Here is a 14,292-nt window from a genome sequence, read left to right on the forward strand (position 1 = left end):
CGGGGCGCTTTAATCGCGGCGCGAGGGTTGTTACCGAGTGGTCTACGTAAAAACCTAGCAACAAAGAGTAAATCGCCCCTAGGAAGAACCCGAAGGGCAGCGCCTGTTTGGTATTAATGCGGCGTTATCGCCTACTTATGGGGAATAACCACACTACATAGGCTCTGCCTTGCCTAAATACCAAACAAACTGCTGCAAATTTAACCTTGAAAGATCAACAGACCCTAAAGTAACAACAAACTACCTAACCCTAAAAAGGTCACAAAGCCGACAATATCAGTTACTGTGGTTAAAATAACTGAGCCTGATAATGCTGGATCAATTTTCATTTTATCTAAAATAGACGGGATCACTACGCCCGCCAACGATGCAGCCACTAAATTCAGCAGTATTGCCACGGTAATGGTTATACTAAGCATAATATCGTTAAACCATAGATACGTTAGCAAACCAATCACTAAAGCCCATACCAAGCCATTTACCGCCCCTACACGCAGCTCTTTTTTGAGTAGAGCGTTACGGTTTGAGTCGGTAACCTGACCAAGCGCAAGACCGCGCACTATAACTGTTAAGGTTTGACTACCCGCTATTCCGCCCATTGACGCCACTACAGGCATTAATACCGCAAGTGCCACCACTTGTTCTATGGTGGCGCCAAATAAGCCTATAAACCACGAAGCTAAAAATGCTGTTGCTAAGTTTATACCTAACCAAATACCACGGTTTTTAGCACTTTTACGAACACTGGCAAATAAATCTTCGTCTTCACGTAAACCACCGGCTTTTGCTGCTGCTTCGTCAGCAATTTCTTGACGTAACTCGTAAGCCGATGCAATGGTTAAACGCCCTATTAGTTTGTTATCGGCATTAACTACGGGCATGGCCATTTGCTCGCTGTGAATAACCACTTCTGCGGCTTCATATAAATCATGGTCTGCGTGCAATGAGGTAAAGTCATGATTAGCAAGAGTCATTAAGCTCTCGTTATCATTTGCTTTTATTAGGTCATTAACTGCCACTTCGCCGATTAAGCTACCTTTACGGCTCACTAAATAAATCACTTCGCTGTACTGCGGTAACCCTTTGTGTAGCAGCTTTTTAGCGCCACCCGCAGTGAGCTTGTCAGACACCTTTAAAAAGTCAAAGCCAATCCAGTGACCTAACTGCTCAGGTGTATATTGTTGCGCCAGTTCGTATTGTTTGGTTTGTGCTTCATCTAGCTGCTTTTTTGCATAATCAATAAAACGTTGTGGAATAACTTCTTCTAACTCAAGCAGCTCTTCAACGTTAACTTCGTCTAATAATTTAAAACCGTCGCTGTCATCTAAAGTCTGCAATAACCACAAACAGCTATCTTCACTTAAATTAACGAAAATTTCGTGTTGCGTGTCTTCATCTAATAAATGCCAAATTTCAAGGCGTTGCTCTTTAGGAATAGCTTCAAACAACAAAGATAAGTGTTCGGTTGATAAGGTTTGTTGAGCATCTATAAGTAATTTATTTTTGCGCTCTGTGGTATCACACTGCAATAAATCGTTTATGAGTTGTGGTAACTGATCAACCGGATACTCTATCATTTCAAAACCCTAAAATAGTCTTTCACTATAAATTTACTGTAATAAGTAAGCACTTATTAATAAGAATAGCTAATAGTGTACATTAGAGACGAATAAAAATATTAAAAAATCTCTGTGTCGTTAGATATTTATAGCTACTATCACCCACTCAGCGCCAACCAATAAAAAAGCCGTAACAAATAATGTTACGGCTTAGCGTAGTTAGCAATTTAAATCACGCTATCTATATTTTAAATTGTCCTACTAGGTCACCCAAGCTTTCACCTCGCCCTGCTAGGTGCTGACTTACTGAAGAAGTGGTTTTACTCGACTGTGTTAACTCATTAACTATTTCTTGAATCGCATACACGTTACGGTTAATTTCTTCTGTTACACTGCTTTGCTCTGTTGCTGCTGTGGCAATTTGCGTACTCATATCATTAATGGTGGTCACGGACGTGGTTACCGCACCTAAGCTTTCAGAAATAGCGCGAGAAGACTCAACTGAACGATTACAGCTTTGTTGACTCGCATGCATAGCATCAACAGCTGCCGTTACTAAATTATGTAACTCACTTAGCATTTCGTTAATTTCTAATGTACTGTCTTGGGTTCTGCTCGCTAAGCTTCTAACTTCATCAGCCACCACCGCAAACCCCCGGCCTTGCTCACCTGCGCGTGCCGCTTCAATTGCCGCATTTAATGCCAATAAGTTTGTTTGTTCAGCAATGCCACCAATTACACTCAATACGCTATTAATTTTTTTAGATTGCTCACTTAACGAGTTAACCTGCTCTGCTGCTTGATTAATTTCGCCCATTAAGTTTGATACTTCGCTCAGTGAAACATCCACACAATCTTGCGCGTTAGCCACTTCTTTTGTTGCCGCCTGAGTTGATACCGCAACTTGTGTGGTATTTTGCGCAACTTCATGCGAGGTTGCTGACATTTCGGTAATCGCCGTTGCCACTAAATCGGTTTCATGGTTATGCTTTAATAACTTGTCTTCTATGAGTAATGTTTGCGTATTAATATCTGAAGAAGCTGTTTTAACGTCACTTGTTACATCAACCACACCGGCAATAATACTGTGTAGCTTGCTCACAAATACATTGAAAGATTCACCTAACTGACCAATTTCATCATGAGTATCTATTTCTAAGCGTCGGGTTAAATCCCCCTCCCCTTTGGCAATATCATCTAAGCTTTGCACCATACGTTTAATCGGTTTTAGCATATTATTAGAAGCATACAACGCACCGGCTGCTGCTAAACCAAGAAGCAGAAGTGATATTAAAACCAAAGTGGTCATTTTTTCACTTAAATGGCGTTCCATAGTTGCTTGATACTTTACCAACTCAGCTTCAATATCATCCATATATGTGCCAGTTCCAATCATCCAATTGGTACCTGGGATCATTGCAGCATAACCAATTTTTTCGACTAAGCCGGTGGTGTTGGGCTTTTGAAAATGATAGGTAAACGAGCCACCGCCTTTACGCGCTTGCTCAAGTAAGCCAACCACTATTTTTTTACCGTTTGGGTCGGTCATTCCTATTTTATTTTGACCTTCTATTGCATCACCCAGTAATGCATGAAAAACACTAATACCATCGGTATCATAAATAAAGTAGTAACCATCTTCGCCAAAAGTTAAATCTCGCAACGCATTTTTAGCGTCTTGTTCATTTCCTTGTGCTAATTGGTATTGCACTACTTTAGAGCCGATTTCTATTTCTGTTCTTAATAGAGTCTGTTTATCAGCAATTAATTTAGTTTTGAACTCATTAAAGTTTTGCTGTTGATTCTGCTTCTCTAAATAATAAGAGCCCGCCATAAAACTGATTAGTAATACTATCAATGGTAAAACAGCCAACAGTAGCAACTTGTTTTTTAAGCTTAAATTACCCATTATTTCTCCAATTAACATTATAAGCCATTAAGCTTTTTATTTTTCAGCCGCTTAGCAGCTAAGTTTCCATTGTTTATATTACTTACAATAGCGCCACACTTGTATACAAATTAAGCACAAACAGAGTTAATTCGCAATTTAATATACTCGTATGCTAGTAAAGCACACTAAAAACAACTTTTTAACTAGACAATAGTATAAACATAGTAATAAACAACTGATTTAGTTCCTTGTTTTAAATCCTTACTAGAACACAATTTGTTAAACTTACTTAAAGCTAAATTAACCTTACTAACGCTATCTTAGCGTAAATTAAAATTAAACATTGGCTATCACACAAAGGTCTTGCTTTCTGAGTTAAAACACAAATAATGAAGCAACTAACCACTGGGTAAGAATGAGGAAAATGAGTTATATACTAACCACCCAATGCGCAGACGATATAGGCTTAATCGCCAAAATTACCGGACTGTGTAATCAGCATAATTTAAATATTATTCGTAATAACGAATTTGTTGATAAAGATGCACAACGCTTTTTTATGCGCACAGAGCTTACGGGCGAACCACATGCTGAGTTTTTGTCACAACTGCGCGACGTATTACCAGCTGGCGCAAAAGTGGCACTGCACGGTGAAGAAAAAACCAAAGTGGTACTATTAGCCACAAAAGAAGCTCATTGCTTAGGCGGCATGTTACTTAAGCAATTTGAACAAGCTCTAAACATAGAGATACTCGCCGTTATCGCTAACTACCCTACTCTAGAGCCTCTAGTGAAAGGGTTTAATATTCCTTTTCATGTGGTTTCTCATGAAGGACTTACGCGCAGTGAGCACGGCGAAAAAGTCGGTGACTTAATTGCCAGCTATAACCCTGACATTATTGGCCTAGCTAAATACATGCGTATTTTAAGCCCTGAATTTGTGGGTCGTTTTGAGGGTAAAATAATTAATATTCATCACTCATTTTTACCTGCTTTTATTGGTGCAAAACCATATCACCAGGCATTTGAACGTGGTGTGAAAATTATTGGTGCCACGGCTCACTTTGTTAATAATGAGCTAGACGAAGGCCCGATTATTTTACAAGACGTATCGAGTGTGACCCATGCGAATACAGCTGAGATGATGGCTAAAATGGGTAAAGATGTAGAGAAAACGGTGTTTTGTAAAGCACTGCAACTAGCATCAGAGCATAAGCTGTTTATTAATGGCAATAAAACCGTCGTATTTTCATAATTAGCTTAATATAGCTATTAAAAATGCCAGCTAATAAGCTGGCATTTTTATAAGTAAATAATAAACCTTACTTAACTAGGGTGTGTAATACGTTGGTGCCCCAGGGCCTACTGGCATACCTAAAACAAATACCCATAAGTAAAACAGTACCACCCAGCCAACAAAGAAGATTAAGCTGTATGGCAACATAGTGGCTACCAAAGTACCTATTCCCATGTCTTTTTTGTATTTAGTGGCAACCGCAAGAATTAAACCAAAGTAACTCATCATCGGGGTAATTAAGTTAGTTACTGAATCACCAATACGATAAGCCGCTTGAATTGTCTCGGGTGCATAACCTATGAGCATTAGCATAGGAACAAAGATAGGTGCTGTTACTGCCCACTGCGCTGACGATGAGCCTAGAGTTAAGTTAACTAAAGCACACATCAAAATAAACAGTACAAATACTTCCGGTCCAGTTAAGCTAAGAGCTTGTAGTAACGCGGCACCGTTAATCGCTAAAATGGTGCCTAAGTTAGTCCATTTAAAAAATGCCACAAACTGCGCAGCAAAAAACACTAATACAATGTACATGCCCATAGAGCTCATACTTTTGCTCATGGCATTTATCACGTCTTTATCATTTTTCATGGTGCCAACCACGCGACCATACACAAAACCCGGAATACCAAAGGTGACAAAAATAAAAACAACAATCCCTTTTAAAAACGGCGAGTGAGCAACTAGACCTGTTTCAGGGTTACGTAAAATACCGTCTGCTGGAACAATCGTCCAAGCGAGCAACAACGAAACAACAAGTAATGAAACTCCAGCCCATTTTAAACCTGATTTTTCTTTGTCAGTTAAACCGGCAATATTATTTTGAGCTAAATCTTCACTGGCTTCATCTGGGTTATATTTACCTAAACGTGGCTCAACAATTTTCTCAGTAACAAGCGTACCTAAAACAGCAATTAGCAATACTGAAATCATCATAAAATACCAGTTTGCTTCAGCGCCTACTTGGTAAGTTGGATCAATCATTTGTGCTGCAGGCGTCGTAATACCTGCTAATAACGGATCGATAGTACCCAGTAATAAGTTAGCGCTATAGCCACCCGATACACCAGCAAACGCTGCAGCAAGGCCTGCAAGCGGATGACGACCTAAACTATGAAATATCATTGCCGCTAGGGGGATCAATACGACATAACCCAGCTCAGATGCTGTGTTTGATAAAATAGCAGCGAATACCACCATAAAGGTAACTAAGCGTTTAGATGCACCCATAACCATGCCACGCATTGCCGCAGACAATAGCCCAGAATGTTCAGCAACACTAACACCTAATAGCGCCACTAACACCGTACCTAATGGGGCAAAGCTGGTAAAGTTAGTAACCAAGCCCGTTACAATACGCTGTAAGCCCTCGGCACTGAGTAAGCTAACTACTTCAATTACACCATCTGGATCGCGCCCTGCAGAGCCCTCAGGGCGAGGATCGATAGCACTAAGTCCAAACCAATCAGCAACGCCACTAAATAAAATAATGGCAATACAAAACAGCGCGAATAAGGTAATTGGGTGGGGAAGCATATTCCCTAAAAATTCTACCGTGGCTAAAAATCGATTAAACCAACCGCCCTTTGCGGCCTGATTTTCATCTTGGGATGTGTGTGGTGAGTCCATTGAGTCTGACATACCATGCTCTCTTAATTACAAAATGCCCGTAACCTAGCATTATTTTCTGAGCAGGTCATGTAATAAAGATGAATGACTTGTTATGTCATGGTAATTAACTGATGGGTTTATTGTGATGGGGTTACAAAAAAGAGGCTCTCGCCTCTTATTTAGTCTGCTTAAGCTTGCTCTATCGGTTCTAGTTGTAGTTTTGCAGCAATTAAAACAGCTTGAGTTCGATTATAAACACCGAGTTTTCTAAATATGGCAGTGATGTGAGCTTTGACTGTGGCTTCTGAAATGTGAAGTTCGTACGCAATTTGTTTATTCAGTAAACCTTCGTGCAAATATTGTAATACACGGTATTGCTGTGGAGTAAGTGATGCTACTTGTGCAGCAATTTCTCTATCTGCGCCTTCTATTTCAGCCACTTTACTTTTTAGTTCGGTTGGCAGCCAAGTATCGCCTTCGAGTATTTGGTTAATTGCGTTGGCAATATCGTCAGATGATGATGACTTAGGAATAAACCCCATTGCCCCATAACCCATAACTTTCGAAACAATATTTACATCTTCACTACCCGAAACCACCGCAATAGGTAAGCTTGGGTAATCTTCACGTATACGGATCAAGCCGTATAAGTCACCGTTACCTGGCATGTGTAAATCTAGTAGTAATATATCAAGATCTTCTTGTTCGCTTAACACCTGCAATGTGCTATCAAAATCCGCTGATTCAAATACTTCTAAACCTGCAAACTTTGCACTCAAAGCGCCCTTTAGTGCTTCACGAAATAACGGATGATCGTCCGCTATTAAAAACTGACTCATTGTTCACTCCCAAAAATTCGGCTGCTATCCAATAGACAACAGCCGATATACTACGTTTAGAATCAACTTCTAATCAAGCTTTTAACGCGAAATTAACGATTTAATCGATTTTCTACTAGCTCATCAACCACTGACGGATCCGCAAGTGTTGAGGTATCACCAAGCTGTTGGTGCTCATTTGCCGCGATTTTACGTAAAATACGACGCATAATTTTGCCAGAACGTGTTTTTGGTAAACCTGGAGACCACTGAATCATATCTGGTGATGCTATTGGGCTTAGCTCTTTACGTACCCAATTACGGATCTCTTTTGTTAGCTCATCACTCACCGTTACACCCTCGTTAGGAGTTATGTAAACGTAAATACCTTGGCCTTTAATATCATGCGGGTAGCCTACTACTGCTGCTTCAGCTACAGCTTCATGAGCAACTAACGCACTTTCAATTTCCGCAGTACCTAAACGGTGCCCAGACACATTAAGTACGTCATCAACGCGTCCTGTGATCCAATAATCACCGTCTTCATCACGACGACAACCGTCACCAGTAAAGTACACACCAGGATAAGCGCTAAAGTAAGTTTGTTCAAAGCGCTCATGGTCGCCATAAACGGTTCGTGCTTGTGAAGGCCAGCTATCTAAAATCACAAGGTTACCATCAACCGCACCTTCTAATGTATTACCTTCAGCATCAAATAATGCCGGTGCAATACCAAAGAATGGACGAGTTGCAGAGCCAGGTTTCATATCGGTTGCACCTGGTAATGGAGCAATCATGATGCCACCGGTTTCGGTTTGCCACCAAGTATCTACAATTGGGCAATTCGACTTACCAATTTTTTCATAGTACCAGGTCCATGCTTCTGGATTGATCGGCTCCCCCACAGAACCTAAAATGCGTAAGCTGTCACGATGTGAGCTTGCAATCGGCTCTTCGCCTTTAGCCATCAATGCACGAATGGCAGTAGGTGCTGTGTATAAAATTGTCACGTTATGTTTATCAACCACTTCGCCCATACGACCGGCAGTTGGGTAAGTTGGTACGCCTTCAAATACGACTTGCGTACATCCATTAACGAGCGGCCCATAAGCAATATAACTGTGACCTGTGATCCAGCCAACATCAGCACTACACCAAAAAATATCATCGTCTTTTAAATCAAAAATGTATTCGTGGGTCATAGATGAATACACTAAATAGCCACCAGTGGTGTGTACCACCCCCTTGGGCTGACCGGTAGAACCTGATGTGTATAAAATAAACAGCGGATCTTCAGCATTCATGTGTTCAGGTTCGCAATCTGGCGCTTGGTCTGCAACTAAGTCATGCCACCAAATATCATGGTCGTGCCAATCAACATCGCCTGAAGTTAGTTTATGTACCACTACATGCTCAACGGTGGTGACTGAATCTTGTAATACGGCTTCATCTACATTGGCTTTTAGCGGTACACAATTACCTGCACGTCGGCCTTCATCTGAGGTGATAACCACTTTAGCACCCGAATCATTAATACGATCCGCAATAGCTGACGGTGAAAAGCCACCGAATATAACTGAATGAATAGCACCTATACGGGCACAAGCTTGCATTGCGTATATAGCTTGCGGGCTCATTGGCATATAAATGGCTACACGGTCACCTTTTTTAACACCTAATTTTTTTAAACCATTGGCAAACTTTGCCACTTCATCATGTAGCTGTTGGTAGGTGATATTTTCGCTTTGTGAAGGATCATCACCTTCCCAAATTAATGCTACTTTATCCGCTTTTGTTTTTAAGTGACGATCAATACAGTTATAAGAGGCATTCAGGTAGCCATCTTCATACCATTTAATATTGATATGGCCTTTGTCAAATGAAGTGTTTTTTACTTTTGAATATGGAGTAAACCAGTCAAGACGCTTACCGTGCTCAGCCCAAAACCCTTCAGGGTCTTCGATAGACTGTTTATACATCGTATTATATTTTTCATTATCGACGAGCGCTGCGTTTTTTATCTGCGCAGGAACTGGATAGATACTTTGTGACATATTAGTCTCCAATTTATATTACTTGCCTTAGGCTTTTCATCAAGGATTACTCAGCAGTGCACTATTAAATATTAGACATTAGTTGTATCTGGGTTCAAACAACGATTATCTTATCTATAATCCTCATGGCTACACCTTATTTACATAAAAAACATACTATTAAATAAAAGTATATGAGCCTTCAATAATTATTAAACCTTAGTCTAATAGACTAATAGTTGATTGAGTAAATTGTGTACATATACAACAGTAGCTTAAATATATAAAAACCTTGATTGTTTATTAATAACTCGTATTTACTAACAAATTAAATTAAAGATAATTAAATTCAATCTGTTAGTACTATATAAGTAACACACATTAATGCATATCATAAGCAAACAACATACAACAAGTAGCCTATAAAAGGACGCAACAATGAAATTTACTCCAATTAAAACACTAGCAGCGACTGCTGTACTATGTGCACTTTCTAGCACAGCTTATGCTGCTACAGCTGCGAAAATAGGTGATACAGAATTCACCTATGGTGGATACATTAAACTCGACGCAATGTGGAGTGACTACTCAGCAGGCGCTCCTGCAGGCAGCAGTGTTGGCCGTGACTTTTATGTACCAAGTACATTAACAGTCGGTAGCGATGATAGTTCAGACGCTGTATTTGATATGCACGCTCGTGAGTCACGTTTCAATTTTGGAACTGCTACCTTATTAGATAACGGTAAAACGGTTAAAACTAAAATAGAACTAGACTTTTTAGCTTCTGCCCCAGGCGGTAACGAGCGTGTGTCTAATTCATATTCGCCGCGTATTCGCCATGCATTTATCTCATATGATGGATGGTTATTTGGTCAAACGTGGTCAAACTTTCAAAACGTCGGTGCATTACCAGAAGCACTTGATTTTGTTGGTCCTGCAGAAGGCACTGTGTTTGTTCGTCAATCACAAATTAAATACACTACCGGTGCATGGTCATTCTCTCTAGAGAACCCAGAAAGCACAATAACTACAGCCGGTGGTGGCATGGCAGTGACTGATGACGCCTCATTACCTGACTTTACGGCACGCTATACCCACAATGCTGATTGGGGTAACTTTGTAGTAACAGCTCTTGCTCGTCAACTAACTTACAAAGTAGCCGGTGTTGATGCAGATGAAACATCATTTGGTGTTAGTGCATCAGGTATGGTGAAGTTTGGTCAAGACAATCTAAAATTTATGCTTACGCAAGGTAAAGGACTAGGTCGTTATGTTGGTCTAAACGTAGCTCGTGGTGCGGTTCTCAATGGTGATGACCTAGATGCGATTGATTCAACATCAGGTTTTATTGCATATCAACATAAGTGGAATAGCCAGTGGCGCTCTACTTTCCTATATTCGTTCTTATCTGCTGATAACGATGAAAACCTACTTGCAATGTATGGCGATCCTACAGAATCAAGCCAAAGCTACAGTGCAAATATTTTATACTCACCGGTTAAACGTCTAACCTTTGGTGCGGAATTTAAACATGCAGAACGAGAGCTTGAAAGTGGCGTAGATGGCGACCTAGATCGTTTACAATTTTCTGTAAAGTATGCGTTTTAATTTCCTAACCAATTAAAATACTGATTTACTTCCTGAGCGGCTTCGGCCGCTTTTTTTGTTTTTAACCAGAGCTCAAGTTAACCAAATCCATGCGCTTTACTTAAAAAATGTCAAAGACGTGTAAAATACCACGCAAACGTAATTGCAAATCACTCTCATTTAGATTAAATTACCAACCAAATTTAATCTTATGGGAAACAAGATGCTGCACAAACATAAAAACTCTGCATTTAAACTAAGTCTACTTACTTCACTGGTTTTATCTGGATATGCTGTTGCAAACGACACGCAAGACAACCTGCCTCTAGAAAAAATAGCCGTTTATGGGCAACATCATAAAAACTATATCACCGAAGAAGCACAGTCTGCGACTAAGCTAGGTCTAACAATTAAAGAGACCCCACAGTCAATTTCTGTTGTTTCACGCGCGCTGATGGATGATTTTTCACTTGATGATATTAACGCAGTATTAGAAAGCACACCTGGCGTAACAGTAGAGCAAATAGAAACTGACCGTACTTACTTTAAAGCGCGTGGTTTTGAAATAACTAACTTTTTAATTGATGGCTTAGGGACACCGCAAAATTCCGGTTCAATTCAAGGTACACTAGATACTGCAATTTATGATCGCGTTGAAATTGTACGTGGTGCCAATGGCATGATGACCGGTGCAGGTAACCCATCTGCGACTATTAATATGGTGCTAAAAAAGCCAACCTACACAACGCAAGCTAATGCATCGGCTTCTTATGGTTCGTGGAATAACAAACGTGTAGATATTGATGTTTCCGCACCGATTAACGATGAACACGCTGTTCGTGCTGTATTTACTAAGCAAGATAAAGAGTCGTACCTAGACCGTTACGAAACCGATAAGACCATTGCCTACCTTGCCTATGAGGGTAAGCTAACTGACGATACACTACTAAGCATTAACTATGTAAACCAGCAAAAAGATGCCGATAGCCCTCTATGGGGCGCGTTACCGCTTTATTACACTGATGGTTCACCAACTGATTATGATGAGTCAACTAGTACAGCTGCAGATTGGTCGTATTGGGATAATAGCGCTGAACGTATCTATGTAACACTTGAGCAAAACTTATCAGCGACTTGGGTTGCTAAAGCCCGTTATGCCCATATAAAAAATGAACAAAATTCTGAGTTATTTTATGTATATGGTACCCCAGATAAAGATACTGGTTTAGGTTTAACCGGCTATGCGAGTCGTTATGATTACAAAGACACACAAGATTTGTTTGATTTATATGCCAGCGGTAAGTTTGAGCTATTTTCTTTAGAGCACGACTTATCATTCGGCATTAGCCAAGCAAACATGGACTTTAATGACCAATCTCTTTATGACTACAGCACAGGAAATGGTTTCCCTGCGATGCCTGATTTAGCGACTTGGGATGGGATAGCACCAGAAGCAACACTGGTTGATAAACCTGACGGCAGTGATGTACAAAATACACAAAGATCGGCCTATGTTTCAACTCGTATAAAACTAGCAGATCCATTAAGCATTTTGGCTGGCGTACGCTATACCGACTGGGAAACTAAAGGTACTGCTTATAGTGTAGTGCAAACCCGCGATGACTCAGAGGTTATTCCTTACATTGGTACTGTGTACGATTTTACCGAGTCATTATCAGCTTACGCTAGCTACACAGAAACGTTTGTGCCGCAAAAAGAATTAGACATTAACGCTGAACAACTGGCTCCTGTTATTGGTAAAAGTGCTGAAGTTGGTTTAAAAGCACAACTTTTAGATGAGCAAGTATTTGTAACACTGGCCTATTTTGATGCTAAGCAAGATGGACTTGCTGTTGCACTTCCGGGCTCCCTTCCAAGCGATACGCGTTATTACGCTGCAGATGGTATTAACAGTGATGGTTTCGAAATTGAATTAAGCGGTCGCTTAACTGATGATTTAAGTGCCAGCATCAGCTTTAGTAATTTAAGTATTGATGGTGATGAACTCGTTAAAGATTACACCCCAGAAAACCAATTAAAAATGGCAGCCACTTATCAAGTGCCATTTATTGATGGTTTAACCTTAGGTGCTAATTACCGCTGGCAAGATTCTATTAGCCGTGTGCAAGTAAAAGATCCAGCAGGCAACGCATTGGCAACTACAAAACAAGATGCTTATGGCTTATTAGATTTAATGGCCACCTACGAAATTACTCAAAACGTCGGTGTTACCTTTAATGTTAATAACAGTACTGATGAAAAGTACATAAACAGCCTTTATTGGGAGCAAGGTTACTACGGGGCACCGCGTAACTACTCATTGTCAGTTAACTGGCAGCTATAAAGCTAACTAGGCTTTAAGTCACTTTATAGCAAACAATAAAAAAGCGCTAACCTAATGGTTAGCGCTTTTTTTAAGCTCGGGTCAAATCAAGCTTTAAAACAAATGGGCTTAAAGGTCGCCTTCATCACCTAATACGTCTTCGCCATCTTCTGGCTCAACCGTTGCTTTTAGCAATAGCATCTCTCGTAATTTACCTTCAATTTCATCTGCAATTTCAGGGTTTTCTTTAAGGAACTTAATCGAATTAGACTTACCTTGGCCAACTTTGTTGCCATTGTAGCTGTACCAAGCACCTGCTTTTTCAACAATTTTATGCTTAACACCTAAATCAATCAGCTCGCCCTGCTTAGAAATACCTTCACCATACATAATGATAAATTCAGCTTGTTTGAACGGCGGTGCTACTTTGTTCTTCACAACTTTAACACGCGTTTCGTTACCAACAACTTCATCACCTTCTTTTACCGAGCCAATACGACGAATATCAATACGTACAGAGGCGTAAAATTTCAGGGCGTTACCACCAGTTGTTGTTTCAGGATTACCAAACATTACACCAATTTTCATACGGATTTGGTTAATGAAAATACATAGCGTGTTTGAGCGCTTAATGTTACCTGTAAGCTTACGTAATGCTTGCGACATTAAACGTGCTTGTAGGCCCATGTGTGAATCACCCATGTCGCCTTCAATCTCCGCTTTTGGTGTTAATGCAGCAACCGAATCGACAATCACTACATCAACCGCGCTTGAACGCACTAACATGTCACAAATTTCCAGTGCTTGTTCACCCGTATCTGGTTGAGATACAAGTAACTCATCAATATTAACACCTAGCTTTTGTGCGTAAACTGGATCAAGAGCATGCTCAGCATCAACAAAGGCACACGTTTTACCTTCTTTTTGAGCTTCAGCGATAACTTGCAATGTTAGCGTTGTTTTACCTGATGACTCTGGGCCATATACTTCAACAATACGCCCCATTGGCAAGCCGCCTATACCTAAAGCAATATCAATACCTAGCGAGCCTGTTGATACAGCGTCAATGTTTAACGCCTTGTTGTCACCCAATTTCATGATTGAGCCTTTACCAAACTGACGTTCAATTTGTGATAAAGCAGCGTCCAACGCTTTTTGTTTGTTATCGTTCAT

General features: G+C 40.3%; 9 protein-coding genes. 3 read left to right on the plus strand and 6 right to left on the minus strand.

Features of this window, described 5'->3' with window-relative positions:
* Positions 1–224: 224 nt before the first annotated feature.
* Positions 225–1,577, minus strand: a complete 1,353-nt coding sequence (locus CWB75_RS12765) for a magnesium transporter (RefSeq protein WP_010387769.1) — start codon at positions 1,575–1,577, stop codon at positions 225–227.
* Positions 1,578–1,800: 223 nt separating this feature from the next.
* Entirely contained in the window at positions 1,801–3,468 is a 1,668-nt protein-coding gene (locus tag CWB75_RS12770; protein WP_138570848.1) for a methyl-accepting chemotaxis protein, read from the minus strand.
* A 406-nt stretch (positions 3,469–3,874) separates the two neighbouring features.
* Between CWB75_RS12770 and purU the strand changes: the two genes are divergently transcribed.
* On the plus strand, positions 3,875–4,705 hold the full coding sequence (gene purU / locus CWB75_RS12775) for a formyltetrahydrofolate deformylase (RefSeq protein WP_138570849.1): 831 nt from the start codon (positions 3,875–3,877) through the stop codon (positions 4,703–4,705).
* 75 nt (positions 4,706–4,780) lie between these two features.
* Here purU and CWB75_RS12780 read toward each other — a convergent pair whose 3' ends face one another.
* The 3 genes from CWB75_RS12780 to acs all read right to left on the minus strand — a co-directional run bounded on the left by CWB75_RS12780 (position 4,781) and on the right by acs (position 9,230).
* On the minus strand, positions 4,781–6,388 hold the full coding sequence (locus tag CWB75_RS12780) for an AbgT family transporter (protein WP_055013049.1): 1,608 nt from the start codon (positions 6,386–6,388) through the stop codon (positions 4,781–4,783).
* A 158-nt stretch (positions 6,389–6,546) separates the two neighbouring features.
* A complete protein-coding gene (locus tag CWB75_RS12785) occupies positions 6,547–7,197 on the minus strand; it encodes a response regulator transcription factor (RefSeq protein ID WP_008111545.1) in 651 nt (216 codons plus the stop codon).
* A 92-nt stretch (positions 7,198–7,289) separates the two neighbouring features.
* Entirely contained in the window at positions 7,290–9,230 is a 1,941-nt protein-coding gene (gene acs, locus CWB75_RS12790; RefSeq protein WP_010387762.1) for an acetate--CoA ligase, read from the minus strand.
* Between the two features lie 417 nt (positions 9,231–9,647).
* On the opposite strand from acs, the gene CWB75_RS12795 reads away from it, so the two are divergent.
* Entirely contained in the window at positions 9,648–10,817 is a 1,170-nt protein-coding gene (locus tag CWB75_RS12795; RefSeq protein ID WP_138570850.1) for a DcaP family trimeric outer membrane transporter, read from the plus strand.
* Between the two features lie 202 nt (positions 10,818–11,019).
* The gene (locus CWB75_RS12800) at positions 11,020–13,140 is read left to right on the plus strand and encodes a TonB-dependent siderophore receptor (RefSeq protein WP_010387760.1); all 2,121 of its coding nucleotides are present in this window, start codon (positions 11,020–11,022) and stop codon (positions 13,138–13,140) included.
* Between the two features lie 108 nt (positions 13,141–13,248).
* Here the strand turns inward: CWB75_RS12800 and recA are convergent, their stop codons facing one another.
* Positions 13,249–14,292: a recombinase RecA gene (gene recA / locus CWB75_RS12805; protein ID WP_138570851.1), complete on the minus strand. Its 1,044-nt coding sequence runs from the start codon at positions 14,290–14,292 to the stop codon at positions 13,249–13,251.

Origin of the sequence: Pseudoalteromonas sp. S1608 (genome assembly GCF_005887265.1) — a bacterium.
In the GTDB taxonomy this organism is placed as follows: domain Bacteria; phylum Pseudomonadota; class Gammaproteobacteria; order Enterobacterales; family Alteromonadaceae; genus Pseudoalteromonas; species Pseudoalteromonas undina.